The organism is Bacillus sp. LSHTCR4 (assembly GCF_057197025.1).
Map to the genome: position 1 here is coordinate 1,604,420 of NZ_JBXUNO010000001.1, position 19,346 is coordinate 1,623,765.

At 31.6% G+C, this 19,346-nt stretch carries 19 protein-coding genes, 1 pseudogene and 1 riboswitch; of the genes and pseudogenes, 16 read left to right on the plus strand and 4 right to left on the minus strand.

Annotation, left to right across the window (positions count from 1 at the left end; genetic code table 11):
* Window positions 1-38: 38 nt before the first annotated feature.
* Window positions 39-194 carry a DUF1540 domain-containing protein gene (locus tag AC2CGR_RS08210; RefSeq protein ID WP_000046091.1) on the plus strand — a complete coding sequence of 52 codons (156 nt, stop codon included), beginning with the start codon at window positions 39-41 and terminating at the stop codon, window positions 192-194.
* 101 nt (window positions 195-295) lie between these two features.
* Here the strand turns inward: AC2CGR_RS08210 and AC2CGR_RS08215 are convergent, their stop codons facing one another.
* A complete protein-coding gene (locus AC2CGR_RS08215) occupies window positions 296-793 on the minus strand; it encodes a PadR family transcriptional regulator (RefSeq protein ID WP_087953594.1) in 498 nt (165 codons plus the stop codon).
* A 140-nt stretch (window positions 794-933) separates the two neighbouring features.
* Here AC2CGR_RS08215 and AC2CGR_RS08220 point away from each other — a divergent pair, with 140 nt between their 5' ends.
* The 6 genes and pseudogenes from AC2CGR_RS08220 to AC2CGR_RS08245 all read left to right on the plus strand — a co-directional run bounded on the left by AC2CGR_RS08220 (window position 934) and on the right by AC2CGR_RS08245 (window position 8,080).
* Window positions 934-2,148 (plus strand): cytochrome P450, encoded by a 1,215-nt coding sequence (locus AC2CGR_RS08220; RefSeq protein ID WP_484480728.1) that lies wholly within the window; start codon window positions 934-936, stop codon window positions 2,146-2,148.
* Window positions 2,149-2,261: 113 nt separating this feature from the next.
* Window positions 2,262-2,840, plus strand: a complete 579-nt coding sequence (locus AC2CGR_RS08225) for a cysteine dioxygenase family protein (RefSeq protein ID WP_087967815.1) — start codon at window positions 2,262-2,264, stop codon at window positions 2,838-2,840.
* A gap of 163 nt (window positions 2,841-3,003) precedes the next feature.
* Window positions 3,004-3,855 (plus strand): Cof-type HAD-IIB family hydrolase, encoded by an 852-nt coding sequence (locus AC2CGR_RS08230; RefSeq protein ID WP_270185136.1) that lies wholly within the window; start codon window positions 3,004-3,006, stop codon window positions 3,853-3,855.
* A gap of 524 nt (window positions 3,856-4,379) precedes the next feature.
* The gene (locus AC2CGR_RS08235) at window positions 4,380-6,167 is read left to right on the plus strand and encodes an ATP-binding protein (RefSeq protein WP_484480729.1); all 1,788 of its coding nucleotides are present in this window, start codon (window positions 4,380-4,382) and stop codon (window positions 6,165-6,167) included.
* Window positions 6,168-6,376: 209 nt separating this feature from the next.
* Window positions 6,377-6,565: pseudogene (locus tag AC2CGR_RS08240) on the plus strand (penicillin-binding transpeptidase domain-containing protein); the annotation flags it as partial.
* Between the two features lie 336 nt (window positions 6,566-6,901).
* Window positions 6,902-8,080 carry a macrolide family glycosyltransferase gene (locus tag AC2CGR_RS08245; RefSeq protein WP_131102297.1) on the plus strand — a complete coding sequence of 393 codons (1,179 nt, stop codon included), beginning with the start codon at window positions 6,902-6,904 and terminating at the stop codon, window positions 8,078-8,080.
* A 49-nt stretch (window positions 8,081-8,129) separates the two neighbouring features.
* Here AC2CGR_RS08245 and AC2CGR_RS08250 read toward each other — a convergent pair whose 3' ends face one another.
* Window positions 8,130-8,810: an aspartate/glutamate racemase family protein gene (locus AC2CGR_RS08250; RefSeq protein WP_087967807.1), complete on the minus strand. Its 681-nt coding sequence runs from the start codon at window positions 8,808-8,810 to the stop codon at window positions 8,130-8,132.
* 154 nt (window positions 8,811-8,964) lie between these two features.
* Window positions 8,965-9,080: riboswitch (SAM riboswitch) on the plus strand.
* Window positions 9,081-9,219: 139 nt separating this feature from the next.
* Between AC2CGR_RS08250 and AC2CGR_RS08255 the strand changes: the two genes are divergently transcribed.
* From AC2CGR_RS08255 to AC2CGR_RS08270, 4 genes are all read left to right on the plus strand, one after another.
* Window positions 9,220-9,768 carry an ECF-type riboflavin transporter substrate-binding protein gene (locus tag AC2CGR_RS08255; RefSeq protein ID WP_001038201.1) on the plus strand — a complete coding sequence of 183 codons (549 nt, stop codon included), beginning with the start codon at window positions 9,220-9,222 and terminating at the stop codon, window positions 9,766-9,768.
* Between the two features lie 10 nt (window positions 9,769-9,778).
* Window positions 9,779-11,479, plus strand: a complete 1,701-nt coding sequence (locus AC2CGR_RS08260) for an ABC transporter ATP-binding protein (protein ID WP_087964042.1) — start codon at window positions 9,779-9,781, stop codon at window positions 11,477-11,479.
* The gene (locus AC2CGR_RS08265; RefSeq protein WP_000282894.1) at window positions 11,472-12,272 is read left to right on the plus strand and encodes an energy-coupling factor transporter transmembrane component T family protein; all 801 of its coding nucleotides are present in this window, start codon (window positions 11,472-11,474) and stop codon (window positions 12,270-12,272) included. Before AC2CGR_RS08260 ends, AC2CGR_RS08265 begins: the two co-directional genes overlap by 8 nt.
* Before the next feature lie 135 nt (window positions 12,273-12,407).
* Window positions 12,408-12,515, plus strand: a complete 108-nt coding sequence (locus tag AC2CGR_RS08270; protein WP_000120182.1) for a YjcZ family sporulation protein — start codon at window positions 12,408-12,410, stop codon at window positions 12,513-12,515.
* 92 nt (window positions 12,516-12,607) lie between these two features.
* Here the strand turns inward: AC2CGR_RS08270 and AC2CGR_RS08275 are convergent, their stop codons facing one another.
* Both AC2CGR_RS08275 and AC2CGR_RS08280 read right to left on the minus strand, forming a co-directional pair.
* Window positions 12,608-13,876 (minus strand): sensor histidine kinase, encoded by a 1,269-nt coding sequence (locus tag AC2CGR_RS08275; RefSeq protein WP_071716385.1) that lies wholly within the window; start codon window positions 13,874-13,876, stop codon window positions 12,608-12,610.
* A gap of 88 nt (window positions 13,877-13,964) precedes the next feature.
* Window positions 13,965-14,846, minus strand: a complete 882-nt coding sequence (locus tag AC2CGR_RS08280; RefSeq protein WP_071716384.1) for a serine/threonine protein kinase — start codon at window positions 14,844-14,846, stop codon at window positions 13,965-13,967.
* A 127-nt stretch (window positions 14,847-14,973) separates the two neighbouring features.
* Between AC2CGR_RS08280 and AC2CGR_RS08285 the strand changes: the two genes are divergently transcribed.
* From AC2CGR_RS08285 to AC2CGR_RS08305, 5 genes are all read left to right on the plus strand, one after another.
* Window positions 14,974-15,483, plus strand: coding sequence for a GrpB family protein (locus tag AC2CGR_RS08285; protein WP_071716383.1), 510 nt, complete (start codon window positions 14,974-14,976; stop codon window positions 15,481-15,483).
* 104 nt (window positions 15,484-15,587) lie between these two features.
* Window positions 15,588-16,118: a hypothetical protein gene (locus tag AC2CGR_RS08290; RefSeq protein ID WP_071716382.1), complete on the plus strand. Its 531-nt coding sequence runs from the start codon at window positions 15,588-15,590 to the stop codon at window positions 16,116-16,118.
* Between the two features lie 12 nt (window positions 16,119-16,130).
* Entirely contained in the window at window positions 16,131-16,805 is a 675-nt protein-coding gene (locus AC2CGR_RS08295) for a response regulator transcription factor (protein WP_484480730.1), read from the plus strand.
* Entirely contained in the window at window positions 16,802-18,217 is a 1,416-nt protein-coding gene (locus AC2CGR_RS08300) for a HAMP domain-containing sensor histidine kinase (protein WP_131102298.1), read from the plus strand. The genes AC2CGR_RS08295 and AC2CGR_RS08300 overlap by 4 nt, the downstream gene beginning before the upstream one ends.
* A 106-nt stretch (window positions 18,218-18,323) precedes the next feature.
* Window positions 18,324-19,313, plus strand: coding sequence for a zinc-binding dehydrogenase (locus tag AC2CGR_RS08305; RefSeq protein ID WP_087964037.1), 990 nt, complete (start codon window positions 18,324-18,326; stop codon window positions 19,311-19,313).
* Window positions 19,314-19,346: the final 33 nt, after the last annotated feature.

The following is a 19,346-nucleotide window of genomic DNA, read 5'->3' on the forward strand; positions in this document are numbered from 1 at the left end:
ATCTTGTTAATGATAATAGAACAAGGAGGTGTGATACTATGGCACAAGACGTTTTATGTGAAGTAAACAACTGTAAATTTTGGGCTAACGGCAATAAATGTAGCGCAGACGCAATTTATGTAGTAAGTCATAAAGGAAAACAAGCATCGACTACGGAAGAAACAGATTGCAAAACTTTCGATCCGGAAGTATAAATTTTTGAAGGGTAGCCAAATCGTGGTTGCCCTTTTATTAATTATAGTATTGATAATAAATCTCATTTTCATTCATTGTTTTTAACTTTTCTTTTATTTTTTCATATTTTCTTCATAAGTGATGTAATCCAAAGCAATTCATGTTCGATACGTGATTTACTGAAGTCAATGACTTCTGTAATAAAAAATGAGTTAGCATCAAGAGATTGAATAGCAGTAAGTTGTTTATGTAGTATGTCTTGGCGTATTGTTAAAACTTCTTTTCTCTCTTCATAATCAAGTTTTTCAAATAGCGCGATACGAACAAGAAATTCAATATTGTTTGTCGCGAGTTTTTCGGGAAACTCGCGCAACATTTCAGAAAAGATCTCTTCTCCTGTTTCAGTTATGTCGTACATATTTCGGTTTGGCTTACCGACTTGTGTATGTACTTTTTTCGTTATAGCCCCCATATTCTCAAAACGTCGAAGAGAAGGATAAAGCATATTATGATTTAATTCAAAATTCTCTCCTAACCGATTTTGGATATTTTTCTTTATTTCATACCCATATTTTGGCCCTGACGTCAATTCTGCGAGCAATAAAATATCAACATACATAAAAATCCCCCTTATTTATTTCTCAAGTTCTCCTACGAAAAATCCCCTTTAGTATATGTTAAAATAACATATGTTAGATTATACAACTTTGAATTACCGACCTATCACTTTTATTGTAAAAGAAAAGGGAGGAAAGGACTATGGCTTCGCCTGAAAATGTGATTTTAGTTCATGAAATTTCAAAGCTGAAAACGAAAGAGGAATTGTGGAATCCGTATGAGTGGTATCAATTTATGAGGGATAATCACCCAGTACATTATGATGAAGAGCAAGATGTTTGGAATGTATTTTTGTATGAGGACGTAAATCGTGTTTTATCAGACTATCGCCTGTTTTCAAGTAGAAGGGAGCGAAGACAATTCTCAATCCCTCCTTTAGAAACTAGAATAAATATAAACTCTACTGATCCACCAGAACATCGCAATGTACGTTCTATCGTTTCTAAAGCATTTACTCCAAGAAGTTTAGAACAATGGAAACCTCGAATACAGGCTATAGCAGATGAACTTGTACAGCAACTTGAAAAATGTAGTGAAGTTAATATTGTTGAACAGTTCGCTGCACCTTTACCTGTTACCGTTATTTCTGATTTATTAGGCGTACCCACAACAGATCGTAAAAAAATTAAAGAATGGTCTGATATTTTATTTATGCCGTATAGTAAAGAAAAGTTTAATGATCTGGATGTAGAAAAGGGGATAGCATTAAATGAATTTAAAGCATATCTTCTACCAATCGTTCAAGAAAAGAGATTCCATTTAACCGACGATATTATTTCAGATTTAATACGAGCTGAATATGAAGGAGAACGGTTAACCGATGAAGAAATTGTTACTTTTTCTTTAGGACTATTAGCGGCTGGCAATGAAACAACTACAAATTTAATTATTAATAGTTTTTATTGTTTCTTAGTGGATTCAGCTGGAACATATAAAGAATTAAGGAAAGAACCTACATTAATTTCAAAAGCTATTGAGGAAGTATTACGCTATCGCTTTCCAGTTACATTAGCTAGGAGGATTACAGAGGATACAAATATATTTGGACCTCTTATGAAAAAGGATCAAATGATTGTTGCGTGGGTAAGTGCAGCAAACTTAGATGAGAAAAAGTTTGCACAAGCCTCTAAATTTAATTTACACCGAATCGGAAATGAAAAGCATTTAACCTTTGGTAAAGGTGCTCACTTTTGCTTAGGCGCACCACTTGCACGATTAGAAGCTGAGATTGCATTAAAAACATTTATAAATGCTTTTGAAAAAATAGAGTTGTCTTCATCTTTCAATTTAGAAAAATGTATATTGGAGAATGAACAAAATTTGAAATTCTTACCTATCTGCTTAAAAACTCAATAAGCTGTTCGGCAAGGTACAGATTTATTGTACCTTGTTTTTTTATTTCTCAATTGTAAAATTTTAGTGGGTTATTTAGTATGGAAGTGTGTGAATAAGAGTATAGGAGGATGCTTATGTTAACGTGTAATGGAAGTAAGACGTTCCAAACATTTATTAAAGCTGTAACAGATTTAATAAATAGTAATTTGTTAGAAAATCAAATTGTTTTTGGAATTGAAAAATTATTAGAAGAACTTTTAGAAAAGAAAACATGGCTTCCGTTAGAAAAACAGAAGGCGAATTCGGCTCAATATGCACGACACTTATTATATGAAGATCCTTTAAATCGTTTTGAAGTACTAGCTCTTGTATGGAAAGATGGACAATCGACTCCTTTACATGACCATGATGGCACATGGGGAGTAGAAGGCGTATTTACAGGAAGAATAATGGTGCAGAACTTTATACAAACTAAGCAGCTTGAAAATTCACTTGTTTATTTAACTCATACAGGAAATCTTTATTTGGGAGAAGGAGAAACAGATAAAGTCATTCCACCAGCTGATTGTCATATCCTTGAAATAGCCAAAAATGAAAGCGTTGTCACTATTCATGTTTACGGAAAACGTTTAGAAAAGTTTAAAGTATATGTCCCAACTAAAGAAAAGAATGTATACACGTGTGAGACAAAATATATTTGTTATAATTCATAGTTTAAAATCCAAAGCTCTTGCTTTGGATTTTATTTATAATTATTTCTTGACCTGAAACGCTTTTCATAAATTATAAATAAGGAGTACTTTACGAGGTCGGTATGAAAACGATACCTTTCATTTAATATGAGCTCGTGTATATATAGAAAGTGGTGAAGAAATAATGAAATTAATCGCAATTGATTTAGATGGAACTCTTCTTTCGGGGAACAAAATGATTAGTAAAGAGAATGCAGAAGCAATTCGAAAATGTCAGGAAGCTGGCCATGTTGTAGCAATTTGTACAGGTCGTTCTATCGTCGATATTGAACGATTATTATTAGAAGTTAATTTAGAGTGTCCAATTATTGCTGAAAACGGAGCGCTTATATATAAAGATAAAAAAATGATGAAGAGATATCCAATTCAAAATATGCAGGCACTCAAGATTGTAGAATATCTTGAAGAGAATGGTTTATATTATCAGCTTTATACTGATAAAGGTGTGTACGTACCGGAATATGGAGTAGAGAGTGTACGTAATGAAATCGATTATGTGAAAAATTCAAATGAAAATATCGATTTGAAAGAGTTAGAAACGATTGCAGCATTATACCTTGAACATACAGCATTTCTTAGTGCAGAAAGTTGTAAACCAATTGTAGAAACAGACATACATGTGCATAAGCTTTTACCATTTTCTTATGACATGGAAAAATTAAAAAAGTTAAAAGAAGCGTTTCTTCATAATACTGATTTAGCAATTACATCTTCCTATTGGCATAATTTAGAGATTAATCATCGAGACGCTCAAAAAGGAAATGGACTATATACCTTAGCAGAACATCTGAATATTCCAGTTGAAAATACTGTAGCGATAGGTGATGGGCTAAACGATGTATCTATGATGGAAAAAGCAAATCTATCAATTGCAATGGGAAATGCAGTTGAAGAAATAAAAGCGATGTGTCAATACGAAACATTGACTAATGAAGAACACGGTGTTGCACATGCTTTATATAAATATGTAATGTAATATAAAGTGAAACTTTAATCAGTGGGGGGGCTTACTGCCCATTAAAGTGGGATAAAAAGAAAAAAAGAATCTATTTAGATTCTTTTTTTCTTTTTATTAGGGGTAAGGTATTCTATGAGATTCATAGAAGCCTTATTACATTATATTATATAGAATATATTGGAATAAATGTTTATATTTTTCATGTTAATTGTGAAAATTTTATGAACTTTATATGTAATGTTTTTTTATATTGCTATTAATGCGTATAAATCCATGTCAAAACTTAACGAATGTAAGGACGTTAAGGAGAGTTCTTACAAAAAAATATTATGATTGGATCGGATAATAATCAATCAGAGATGAATAAAACTTACTAATTAGAGTTTCAATTTGAATGGATATTCTTTTCTGATTTTAATTGAAAAATAAAATTTGTTCGAATAATTATTCTTCAGCTATATACCTGCAGGCACATTCTTCGTATAATGGAGAAGTATGAATTTTAAATTTGTATGAATTTTACATATTGAGGTGAAAAAGGAATGAATGCGCGGCTAATGGAACTTATTGATGTGAGTACAATAGAAACCATGGCAGAACAATTTTATCAATTAACCAATATATCACATCAACTTCTTGATGCTGAGAAAGAATGTATATTTTCATTTGGAATAAATGAAAAGAAAATATGTAAACTTCCCAAAATTGAAATCCCCATTTTTTTATACAATCAATATTTAGGATCTTTTGTTGTTTGGTCTCAGAAAAGCGAAATTTACAATTGCCAAAAATACTTTGAAATGCTTGCAAATCTAATTATAGGTGGAGTAATGAAAGGATTTCAAAGTAAAAATACAACGTTACTTACTCGTAAAGAGGAGGAACTACATACAATCTTACAAAACATGCCTGTTATGGTTGATGCACTTGATTATAATGGAGATTTTGTTTTGTGGAATCGCGAATGTGAAATTGTAACAGGATATACTGCGGAAGAGGTAATTGGAAATCCAAACGCACTTCGATTACTGTATCCGGATCATAATTATCGTCACGAAATACAAAAGAAATTTTTGACTCGTGGAAAGAACTTTAGAGATTGGGAAATGCGCTTAACATGTAAAAATGGTGAAATTAAAACGATAATGTGGTCCAATATATCAGAACAGTTTCCTGTAAGTGGATTTAGTTATTGGGCTGTTGGTGTAGATATTACACATTTAAAAGCAATAGAAGAGAAATTAATACAACAAACGTCTGAATTGGAATTAATTTTTCAAGCTTTACCAGATTTATGTTTCTTAACAGAAGATGATGGAACAATTATTGATTATAAAGCAGGATCCCCTACAAAATTTTACGTACCCGCAGAAGCTTTTATGGGAAAAAAGTTTTACGAAGTATTACCATCTTCAGTAGCACAAAAATTTCAAGAAGCAATTTGTCAAGTGAAAGAAAAAGGAACAAATGCAATTGTAGAATATCCACTTACAATTAATGAAAGTATCGATTTCTTTGAAGCTAGATGTTTACCGTTATTGCATGATAAAATTATGATTATTGTACGGGATATTACAGAGCGGAAAAAGACAGAAGAATTGCTAAATAAATCAGATACACTTGCAGCAATCGGTCAATTAGCAGCTGGTGTAGCTCACGAAGTTAGGAATCCATTAACAGTAATTAAAGGGTTTATACAGTTATTCCAAATTAATAAAGAAGATCAGGAAAAATATTTTGATTTAATGCTTTCTGAAATTGAAAGAATAGAAGCGATTCTTCAAGAGTTTTTGTCGATTGCTAAAACAGACGAAATAAGTACCGAAAAGAAAAATATTTATCAAATATTTAAAAATGTCGTCTCATTAATAAATACAAAAGCAATTATGACAAATATTCAAGTTGAATTATATGCAGATTCAAAAGATATAATCATTGAATGCTCAGAAAATCAACTGAAACAAGTATTTATTAACATTTTGCAAAATTCAATCGAAGCTATGCCAGATGGTGGGAGAATTTCAATTCACATAAAAGAAATTGGTAAAGAAGGTATCATTATTAGTGTAATTGATAAAGGAATAGGAATACCTGAAGAAAGAATTAAAAGATTAGGTGAACCTTTTTATAGTACGAAAGAAAAAGGTACCGGTATTGGATTGATGTTAAGTTATAAAATTATTGAAAGGCATCAAGGGAATATAAGTATTATGAGTGAGGTTGGTGTTGGGACAACAGTAACGATTTACTTGCCAAAATTTCAGAGTAAAAAGCCTTTATCAAATTATGATGATAGATTCAAATCTATACGTCCATTTATTAACTCTTAAATTACTAAATACCTAATAACCAAAAGTTCAACTTTTGATTATTGGGTATTTTTACATTTAATTTAGTAAATTAAATATACTAAGGAGAAGAAGTCTTGGAAATATAAACGATTAAAGAGCGCTACAAGTTTCTTCAAACGTGTATATGTTTATATATAGCATTAAAAATTGTTGGCGTGGATTATGTGCAAAATAGTTTACTAGATATTAAACAAGGCGAGAGAAGAGAGTGTTATAACTTAACGTTAGTAGGATATGCACCATATGATAATTTAGAAGTAGTGTATTCCGTAGTTGTGCCGTGGGTTATTAATGATAAATTTGGTATTAACTCTGATATTGAAAAATAAGCGATTGACTGGAGAAACTGAAAAATAGATAGCTCTAAAGAAGATTAAAACATATGAATTGTAATAAAAACTAGAGTCATCTTATTTAAGAACCGATTCAAAATGGTTGATAGAGAGATAAAATTATTCTATCAATTATTCACGTTTTATAAAATGAATCATATATTGATAGCATAGGACAAGCTGAAAAGCTTCTTCTAACCTCACAGAACACTCCTTATCACGGTTAGGCATCTACTTATGTAGATGCTTTTTTTAATTAAATAACTGATAATTATTTATCAATCTAAAGTAGCAAGTGTATTAGGACTATTAAGGGAAGATTGACGGTAATCATTACAGTATGATGAATAAGAGTATTAAAATGTAAGGAGTGAGAAAGAATTGCTAAATATTTTAATGGTTAATTTTCCAGCAGAGGGACATGTAAATCCAACATTAAGTTTAGTCAAAGCCTTTACTAAACGGGGTGATCACGTACATTATATTACAACAGAACACTTTAAAGACAGAATTGAAGACTTGGGAGCTACTGTGTATACCCATCCAGATTTATTAAAGGAAATTTCTATTGATTCTGAAACACCAGATGGGCTGAGTTCATTCTTTCGTGTACATGTTCAAACTTCTTTATATATCTTACAAATTACGAAACAATTATGTGAAAACATAAAGTTTGATTTTGTAATTTATGATATATTTGGCGCTGGTGAGTTAGTAAAGGAGTATTTACAGATTCCAGGTATAGTTTCTTCTCCTATATTTTTAATTCCTACTGAATTTTTGGAGACATTACCTTTTCATCCAAATGCAGAAATGCCATTCCAACCTGATGAAATTTCTGAACAGTTACTATATCGAATAGAACATGAATTTGGGGTAAAGCCTAAAAATAATCTTCAATTTATGCATAACAAGGGAGATATTACTCTCGTGTACACAAGTCGTTACTTCCAACCTAATAGTGATTCGTTCGGAGAAAATAACATTTTTATTGGGCCAAGTATTTCAAAGCGTAAAACAAATGTTGAATTTCCACTTGAATCGCTTAAAGATAAGAAAGTTATTTATATTTCAATGGGAACACTGCTTGAAGGGCTCGAACCATTCTTTAATACATGTATTGATGCTTTCTCAGATTTTGATGGGTTAGTTATAATGGCAATTGGTGATAGAAATAATCGTTCTAAAATTAAGAAAGCGCCAGACAATTTTATAATTGCTTCATACGTACCTCAATCAGAAATATTAAGTGAAGCAGATGTTTTTATTACACATGGCGGCATGAATAGTGTACATGATGCTATTCATTTTAATGTTCCATTTGTTATCATTCCACATGATAAAGACCAACCAATGATAGCACAAAGATTAACCGAACTGGAAGCAGCAAATCGGTTATTGAAAGAGCATGTTAATGTGCAAACGTTAAGAGAAGCGGTAACAGATGTTCTTTCAAATGAAAAGTATAAGCATGGAATACGAAAACTGAATGAAAGTTTTTTAGAATGTGGTGGTTCAAAAGAAGCAATTACCGTGATTACATCTCTTTTAAATAAATAGTTTAGACAATATAAAAGCATAGGGGGTCTACCTTTATGCTTTTATATGATTATCCTGCAAACTGCACAGCAGTATTTGCATGTAAAAAAGCAGTATCAAAAACAGGAACAGTAAGGTCGTCTTGGGAAATGAGCAATGGTATTTCAGTGCAGCCTAGTAGTATACCTTCTGCGCCATTTTGAATTAATGATTTTGTAATTTGTAATAGCTTTTCTTTTGATGTTTCTGAAATAATTCCTTTACTTAATTCATTTAAAATAACATGATGAATAAAATTTCTTTCCTCTTTATTTGGAATAATTGTCTCAATATTATAGTTCGCTAGACGTGATTTATAGAAGTCTTGTTCCATCGTTTGTTTCGTACCTAATAATCCGATACGCTTTATATTCTGTTCTACCATTTCCTTAGCACTTACATCACCGATGTGAAGAAGTGGAATGGAAATTGCATTTTCTACTTCTTCAGCAAATAAATGGACCGTATTGGAACACATTAATAAACATTCAGCTCCAGATTTTTCAACCTTTTTTGCAACGGTGACTAATTCGTTTTTCACTTCTTCATATTGATGATTTTGTAATAAAGTAGTTACTTCACCAAAGTCCATGCTATATAAAACAAGCTTTGCATTTTGATCATATTGAGAGAGTGTAAGTGTATTAATATGTTTATAGTATAATGATGTAGATTCCCAACTTAGTCCACCAATTAAACCGATTACTTTCATCGTATATTCCTCCCGTAACTATTTTGAATTCATTATTTCATAATTCCGATAAGAATACAATGATTTAAATGTACTGTTAAACAAAAAATAAAAAATAATTAGAAAAGTGTTGAAATTTATACTTTTTAATGCCATAATACGAATTACAAATTAATACTTATCCAGAGAGGTGGAGGGACCGGCCCTATGAAACCTCAGCAACCCCTATGTAAATGTATAGGAAGGTGCTAATTCCGCAGAGAACACGATGTGTTTTTTGGAAGATAAGAGGATTCTTGAACGTGAAAGAAAATGGCCTCTTATATAAGAGGCCATTTTTTGTTGTATAGAAAGGGAGTGTCGATGCATAATTCATTTTGAAAATAAATATAGAGTAATAAAAGTTGACTAATAAGAGAGGGGAATTGTAATGAACAAATTATCAACGAAGTTAGTAGTGGCAATCGGAATTGGAGCAGCATTATACGGGATATTAGGACTTTGGGGATTTTCTATTGCACCAAATACGTTTATTAAACCTGCATTAGCTATTTTAACCGTTTTTGGAGCTTTATTTGGTCCAGTGGCAGGCCTGTTGATAGGACTTATCGGGCATACTGTAACAGATACAATTGCTGGTTGGGGTATTTGGTGGGGCTGGGTTATTAGTTCAGGCATTATCGGCTTTGCAATGGGGCTTATTCAAAAAAGAGTTGGCTTTAGTGTGAAAAACGGGACATATAATAAAGGAGATATTTCTTATTTAGCCATTACTGGGTTAATTGGTATCGTCATTGCTATTATATTTGCTGGGGCATTTGATATTATTGTTATGGGAGAACCGTTTGACAAAATTGTTATACAAGTATTAGGTGCAACAATTGCTGATGTTATTGTATTTTTAGTTCTTGGATTGCCAATTACAATAGGATTAGCTAAATCTAATAAGAAACATACACATTTAAAAATTGAAAAGTAGGGATGTTAACATGCAACCAATTATTTCTTTTGAACAATTCAACTTTCAATATAAGCATGCAGCGCAGCCTACAGTTAAAGACATTACATTTCATATATATCCTGGGGAAAAAGTGTTAATTGCTGGACGAAGTGGTTCAGGGAAATCAACATTAGCTCATTGTATGAATGGGCTAATCCCATTTTCTTATGAAGGGACTAGTACTGGTACTATTTTGATTGACGGAAAAGACCCGAGGAAAGGGAGTATTTTTGAACAGAGTAAACAGGTTGGAACAATTTTGCAAGATCAAGATGCACAATTTATTGGTCTTACAGTAGAGGAAGATGTAGCTTTTTATTTAGAAAATGAATGCGTAAATGAAGATGATATGAAAAAGATTGTTTCGGAATCATTAAAAAAGGTAAAGATGCATAATTTTCATAAACAAAGTCCACATGAATTATCAGGAGGACAAAAACAAACTGTTTCTTTAGCAGGTCTGTTAACAACAAACGCTGATATATTGTTGTTCGATGAACCGTTAGCAAATTTAGATCCGCTAAGTGCCTTACATACAGTAGAACTTATTAAAGAAATACATAAACAATATAATAAAACAATTGTCATAATTGAACATCGAATAGAAGAAATGTTAAACCTAGATTTAGATAAAATTATTTTAATTGATGAAGGAGAAATTGTTGCGATAGGCACACCAGAAAAAATTTTAGCATCAAATATATTACCATCTATCGGATTAAGAGAACCTATGTACATAGAAGGATTAAAGAGATTGCATTTTGATAGTAATAATGATGTAATATACCCACTTGAAAATCTTCAAAGGGAAAGTGTTAGTAGCGTAATACATGAGTGGATGGAGAAGCAAGCTTTTTGTAAAGATACTCCTACAAAAAAAGAATTATTGAAAGTAGAGAATTTGTCATTCTCATATCCTAATAAACAAAAAGTATTAGACAATGTAAATTTCTCTCTATATAAAGGGGAAATAGTAGCACTCTTAGGCCATAATGGAGCTGGAAAATCAACATTAGCTCATAGTCTGATAGGGATAAACAAAACAAAAAACGATAGCATTTTAATTGATGGAGTAAATATCAATTCTTGGTCTATTCGTAAACGCGGTGAAGTTATATCTTATGTGATGCAAAATCCAAATCATATGATTACACAAGCTACTGTAATGGAAGAGATTTCATTTCCATTACAATTAAAAAAATTTTCGAAGGAAGAAATAAAGCTTAGAGCGGAGGAAACATTAAAAATTTGTGGCTTGTTTCCATTTCGAAATTGGCCAATTCAGGCATTAAGTTATGGGCAAAAAAAGAGATTAACGATTGCATCTGTACTAACAACAAATCCAAAACTTATCATATTAGATGAACCGACAGCCGGACAAGATCATTATCATTATAAACAATTTATGACGTTTATTAGAAAACTAGCTGCAAAGGGAATGTCATTTATTTTCATCACACACGATATGAATCTCGCATTAGAATATGCGGACAGAGCAATAGTTCTACATGAAGGGGAAATTATTGCGAATCATACCGCGTCTACTGTATTAGGGCATCCAGAAACATTAAAAAGAGCGAACTTAAAGGAGAGTTCTTTATTTAAACTCGTTAAATTTAGTGGTATTGCAGATCCTGAAAGATTTATGAAACTTTATTTTGATGATATTAGGAGGGAGGAAGGTGTATAATACATATTTTCATCGCATGGACGAGGCAGTGAAATTGTTGTTATTTATTTTTTGTATGACACTTACTTTTTTATTTTTTGATTTTCGCATATTGCTATTCGTATTTATGATTGGATGTATCGGACTTCTAGTTGCTAAAATTCCATTTCGTAAAATTTTTATTGTTTTTACTGTTATATTTACATTTAGTTTATTAAATTCTGTCATGATCTTATTTATTACACCAACCCATGGATCTGAATTAACTGGATCGTATACTTCATTTGTGTATATTGGATATGCAACAATTACATACGAAACCTTATTTTATGCAGCTACACTTTCGTTAAAGTATTTTACGTTATTACCATTTACACTTATTTTTATTTATACGACTGATCCAAGCAAATTTGTGAGTAGCTTAAGTAAATTTCGAATTCATTATAAAATTACTTATGCGATAAATATTGCATTACGTTATATACCTGATATACAGTCCGAATATAAAGTTATTAAACACGCCCAAGAGGCGAGAGGAGTAGCTTTTGAAAAAGGAGAAGCAAGTTTGTGGATTCGCATGCAAAACCGTGTCTTAATTTTCTGGCCTTTAATTATTCATTCTTTAGAGAGAATCGATACAGTTTCAAACGCAATGGATTTAAGAGGATTTGGAAAGAAGGATACACGTACGTGGTTCTATACAAATAAAGCGAAAAGCGGAGATTTCATTGCTTTATTTGTAGGTGTTTTTATTTTAATTGCTGCAGTATATTTAAAGTTACATGTATTTCAAAATTTTTGGTATCCATTTTAAAGCACTCTCAAATGAGTGCTTTTACTTATTTTTATATAGACATGCTCAAAAAGGGGATATTTACATAATGTATAATACGAACCAGTTAAAATGATCAACTACCTATTAGTTTTCAAACCAAAAGGAGGAGAAAATATGAGTTACGGTGGTTCTTGTGGTTTTGGTGGAGGTTTCGCTTTATTAGTTGTGTTATTTATTTTATTAATTATCGTTGGATGCAGCTGCTGGGGCGGAGGGTACTAATTTTTAATTAGTCTCCACAAATGTAAAACAAAAAAACATAGAAGATACTTATGTATCGAAACAAATAAAAAAGGAGCATAATTGCTCCTTTTTTATTTGTTGTTAGATGTGTTTGTATTACATTTCGGAAATGTAATTGTCAAAGTAGTACCTTTATTAATAACGCTTCGGATTTTCAAATTCCCTTGCATCGTTTCAATAATTTTCACAGCAACCATTGTACCTAAACCTGTACCTTTCGTTTTTGTACTAAAATACGGCTCGCCAAATCGATTTATTTGCTCTTGTGACATACCAATTCCGCTATCTTCAATTCGTATGATAACTTTACTATTACTAATAGAAGAGGAGATATTTAAAGTGCCACCATTAGGCATTGCTTCAATACCATTTTTTAATAAATTTAAAAAACATTGCTGAAAGTGCTGTTTATTACCAACTATTGTTGCCGTAGAGAAATCTTTTGTAATATGTATTGTATTCATATTACATAAAGGTAAAATCATATTAATAACTCGATTTAACTCTTGTTCTACTGAAATCTCATCTAACTTTTCTGAAGCAGGTTTGGCAAACGTTAAATAATCATCAATAATTCCTTGGGCATGATGTAATTCTTCCAGTATATGCTTAATATACTCGTCTCTTGATTCTGGAGTTAAATTTGGTGTTTTTAAAAGTTGTGTAAATCCTTTTACAACAGTTAAGGGATTTCTTACTTCGTGCGATATACTAGCAGCGAGTTGGCTAACAATCTCCATTTTTTCCATTTTAATTAACTTCGATCGCATACATACTGCATCTTTTAAAACTTCATTAAAATAAACTACAAACAACATTAAAACAGTTGGTAATATTATGAAATAAATGATGTACAAATTATTCACTTCAAAATCTGATAAAGTTAATACAATTACAGTTGTAAATATTGCTAGGAAAAATGTTAAAAACATTGCATAGGCTACTTTAATTTTTCTATTATACGTATTAAATTTTGCGGATGCGAATGCTGTAATGATAAACATTATGCCATAAACTAGCATTGTTAACATGCTAAATCCATAAAATGAAAATCTTATAATTAATAAAATAGCAAGTAATATGATACCGACAGGGAAGCCACCATAAAGCGTACCTATTATAACTGGTATTTGTCTTAAATCATGAATACAACTTTCATCCATATAGATAGGATAACGCATACATAAAATAAGAGGGATACTCGTACAGAGTATAATAAGTAGTTTTTTATATTTCTTCACATAGCGCCCGCTATCATATATAAAATAAAAAATAAATATACTACTTAAAATGTATAAAAGATTATTTAACACGTGTTGATTGATATACACAAAGTTCATAATATTTGCCTCGTTATTTTTAATTTCCTTTTCATATATATTATCATGATAATGGTATAAACTATATATTTGTTTGAATAATATAGATTTATATCTTTTTAGTATTTAACACGTTTACCCACTCTTCATAAAATTCTTCAACTGATGCATATCGTTCGGCTCGATTTTCATTTACTGCACGATACGCTATTTCATATAAATCCCTACTTGCTTCCCATTCTGCAAAGGAGAGATCTTTTCCACCACCTAAAATTGCGAAAGCCATTGCCCCCATATTAAATACATTTGTTCTCGAATCAATCATAGCGTTTAGCTCAAATTCTTCAGGAGACATAAAACGTGAGGAACCCCATAATCTTCCCATTTTATTCACAAATGGTTTTTTAGAATATAAATCAATATCACAAATCTTTGTCTCATTTGTATGGAAATCATATAAAATACTACCATCATAAAAATCTATCGCTACATAGTTTTTCTTTTCGACATATGTATGGAAAGAAAAAATGGAATTTAAAGATTGAATCCGTTTCATAACAGGTAAATGCTTAAATTTATAAAATGGAGAGTTTGGATTCTTATATTTATCAGGAGGCGGGAAACTCCAGTGCGAATGAAGACATTCACCATCAAACCAATCGAAAATGAATACATATCCAGATTGAACTGGAAAATGTTCAATTAGTTTTATAAGCGAGTCATGCTTTAATTCCTCGTATAGGGAAACTGAATTTTTTAAGCGTTCAATAGCGTCATTTATTGATCCTTCGTATGCAATTGTTTGTGCCCCTGCGTATTTAATGAATTTCTTATGACCATTTTTTTCTACACCAAAACTTATATTCCCTGAATCTTGCTGGTCAAAAACTGCAAATACAGTTCCTAATTTCAAGAGCCAATCAAAATTATGATGTTCTTTTAATTGGAATGTTATTTGATTCAACTGAATTTCAACTGGTTTAGCTTCCATAATATACCTCGCATTTATTATAATTAAGTTGTATATTTCAGTATTCGACATATTTTGTGAAAATCCTATGTGAATCACATGAAATTTTATAAATATAATGATATACACTTATAAAGGGATGGATAAAATGGAACAACAAATCGTTATTAAACCGTATGAAAGAAAGTGGCATGAAGAGTATGTAAAAGAAAAGGAGAAATTTATTTCTTTATTCGGAGGAGAATGTATTGCTATTGAACATATAGGGAGCACATCTGTACAAGGGCTAGGAGCGAAACCTTTAATTGATATGATGATTGGCGTAACAGATTTGCAAATTATCGAAAAGTGGATTGATGATCTATTAAAAATCGGATATGAGTATGTTCCAAAAGAAACACCTAATTGGCGTTTTTTTAGAAAGGGAAAATGGAGAGCAGGTACTCATCATTTACATGTTTATATTTATAATAGTGACGAATGGAAAAACAATCTTTTATTTCGAGACTTTCTAATAAAGCATGAATGGGCACGTAAAGAATATAGAGAACTAAAAGAGAGACTTGCAGCTACATATCCTTTTGATCGTGTTTCTTATACAAATACAAAAGCACCGTTTATTCAAAAAATAATAAAGGAAGCAAAAAAAATTAATTGATCTTGAAATTCTCATTTTATTTTAATCTTTCTCTCATGTTCCTTTCTTTTTTATTTGATATTCTGCTTGTTACAGAAGCTTTTTAAGAAAGGAGCTTTAATAAAATGGAAAAGCTACTAAGAAATAAATCTTTTCACATGTCTGTAAAAATCATAGGCTTTACTATTATTTTTTGCAGTGTAGCATTGTTATTTATGAATGTAATATGCGGCAACGCATTAAATGTAAAAGGGTTAAACAAGAAATTAGGTACTTTCGGTGAGTATGGGGCAATTTTAGCTGCATCGTTATGGTTTTTACGTCATGTATGGTTGTTTTTTAAGAAGAAAAATATAATTGGGTTTAATGTGATAAAGAATTTATATCTTTTCATTAAAAAGTTTCACGTATTAATTGGATATGCTGTATTAGCTGTATCAATTACTCACGGTGTTTATTTTTTATTAAAAGGAAGTCGACATATACTTATAATTTATAGTGGTATATTCTCTCTTTTTATCTTAATTGTACTAGGAATCATTGGGTTTTTCTTACAGAAACATAATGAAAAAAGAAACTTGATTTTGTATAGAAAATCACATCAAATCATTGCAATTATATTTGGAATAGGATTACTCATTCATTTAACTGTATAGGAGGAATTACTGTTGCAACACATATTAATTATTGAAGATGAAGAAAGTTTAGCTGATTTTTTAGAGTTAGAACTAAAGTATGAAGGATATAAAGTCGATATACAGTTTGATGGAAGGAAGGGTTTAGAAGTTGCACTTGAAACAAATTATGACCTTATTTTACTGGATTTAATGTTACCAGGCTTAAATGGTCTAGAAGTTTGTCGTAGATTAAGGGCAACTAAAAATACACCTATTATTATGCTGACTGCACGCGATAGTATTATGGACCGCGTGACAGGATTAGATAGCGGAGCCGATGATTATCTTCCGAAACCATTTGCAATTGAAGAACTGTTAGCACGTATGAGAGTGATATTTAGAAGAGAAGAACATATAGAAAACAAACATGTTTCATCTCTTACATTCAAAGATTTACAGCTCCAGATTGAATCTCGAACTATTACAAAAGGAAATGAAGAAATGGAACTTACAAATAAAGAATTTGAACTCTTGCTTATGTTTATGAAAAATATTAATAGAGTACTTACCCGTGATGTTTTATTAAATCAAGTATGGGGATATGATGCAATGGTTGAGACAAATATCGTTGATGTATATGTTCGTTATTTACGCAACAAGTTACATAGTGCGGATAAGGAGGAATATATCCAAACAGTCCGTGGTGCTGGATATATAATGAAATGATTAAAAATATTGTGCATCGAATTCGAAATCTACCTATAAAGTGGAAATTAACACTTTGGTCCACTACACTAGTATTTATTTTATTCATCTTATATAGCGCTTTGCAGTTTATTGTAATCAATAAGTGGACTATAGATTATGAACAGAAACAAATAAATAGGCAAGTGACAGAAATAGCGGCATATTTCCAAGATAAAAGTGATACCCTTTCGAGTAAAACGTTTGAAAACAGGAAAGATTTCTTAAATAATATGATTGATAAGCATCAAATGATTCGTATTATCGGCATGGACGGGAAACCAATTGTTACTGTTTCGCGAGATTTTAATGAAACATGGATAAAGCCAAAACAAGTTACACAAGAGGAATTATTTATAAAAAGACATATAGAAGATCGCATATTAGTTAAGCGTATACCAATCCAAACAAAAGAGTTCACTGGTACTATTGAGCTTACGAAAAACTTAGAGGCTTTCGATCATTTATTAAAAATTATTCTAGTGGTAATGGTTATTGCTGGAATATGTGGACTAATCTTTAGTTTTTTAGGTGGGCTACTAATCACGAAAAAACTATTATCAAGCGTTCAAAATATAACGGATACGATGAAACGCATTAAGAAAAATGGATTGAATGAACGAGTTCCAGTACGTGAAAATAATGATGAACTTGCAAAATTATCGTTTCTTTTTAACGAAATGATGGATGAGGTAGAAACGTCTTTTACACAACAGAAACAGTTTGTTGAAGACGCCTCCCATGAACTGAGAACACCACTAACAATTATTCAAGGACACTTGTCTATGTTAAATCGGTGGGGGAAAAATGATCCAGCAGTTTTAGATAAATCGCTTCAATCCAGTTTAAAGGAAGTCGATCGTTTAAATAAGTTAGTTTTAGAATTGTTAGAACTATCAAGAGCCGAATCAGAACAGATGCATCCAATCGCAGCTGAGCCAGTCCATGTAAATAGTATATTAAAACAAGTTACACAAAACTTTGCTATACTTCAAACTGAATTTCAATTTGAAATGAAACTGGATGGAGATACGGCATATGTCTCAATACCCTCGTCTTACTTAGAACAAATTATTATTATCGTAATGGATAACGCTGTGAAGTATACAAAAGAAGTTAATAAATATATTTGTATTGAATCTAGTGTGCAATCAAGGAAAGTTAAAATTCGTATCATAGATCGTGGAGTGGGAATACCCGAAGCTGATTTACCTTTTGTTCTTAACCGCTTTTATCGAGTGGACAAAGCAAGAAGTCGAAAACAGGGTGGAAACGGTCTAGGTTTGTCTATTGCAAAACGACTTATAGAGAAATACAACGGAACAATTCAAATAGAGAGTAAAGAAGGCGAAGGAACAATCGTTACGATTACACTGCCTACTGTTTCACTTTAATAATTTAGAAAGAAGGGATGTTTTTGCATTCCTTCTTTTTTACGGGCAGATTATTTTGTTTATTTCGAACTTTCTAGTACATTAGAATCATGAAGGGGGAATAATAATGAAAGCTATCGTACAACAATATAAAGCTGGATTTGAAGGGGTAGAATATAAAGTATTACCAGAGATAACACCTAATGTTGGAGAAGTGAAAGTGAAATTAAAATCAGCCGGTTTAAATCACCGAGATTTATTTATAATGAATAATAGAAGAGAAATGCAAGTACCATTAGTTCTAGGATCAGATGGTGCAGGTATTGTTACGGAAGTTGGAGAAGGTGTTTCAGGTGATTTGTTACAAACCGAGGTCATTATTAATCCTAGTATTGGATGGGATAATATCGCTGAAATACCCGAGTTACCAGAGGTGTTAGGTGGACCGAAAGATGGAACGTTTGCTGAATATGTGATTGTGCCCGCTGAAAATGTAGTGGCAAAACCGTCATATCTTACTTGGGAAGAGTCTGGCGTCTTATCTTTATCGGCACTAACTGCATATAGAGCGCTTTTTACAAAGGGTAGATTAAAGAGTGGAGAACATGTTTTAATTCCGGGCATAGGCGGCGGTGTAGCGACATTTGCCATGTTATTTGCAAAAGCAATTGGCGCAAAAGTAAGTGTTACTTCAAGGGTAGAGAACAAAAGAAAGTTTGCCGAAACCTATGGCGCAGACTTTTCTTTTAATAGTTCTGGAAATTGGGAAGAGAGTTTATGCGGAGAGAAGGTAGATTTAATAATCGATAGTATAGGTCCAGCAACATTCTTAAAATACTTTGATGTATTAAAACCAAATGGGAGAATTGTTAATTTTGGTGCAAGCTCCGGGGATAAAATTGAATTACCTTTACGAGCATTATTTTATAATCAAATCGATATTATGGGGACATCTATGGGGAGCAGTGAAGAATTTAATGAAATGATTAAGTTTATAGAGAAATATAAGATTAAACCAATTATGGATAAAGTTTATTTGTTGGAAGAAGCGATTCAAGCGTTAAGACGTATGGAACAAGGTGAACAATTCGGTAATATTGCACTTCGTATATATTAAAAATATGATTTTGCAACAAGTATATTTAAGTAA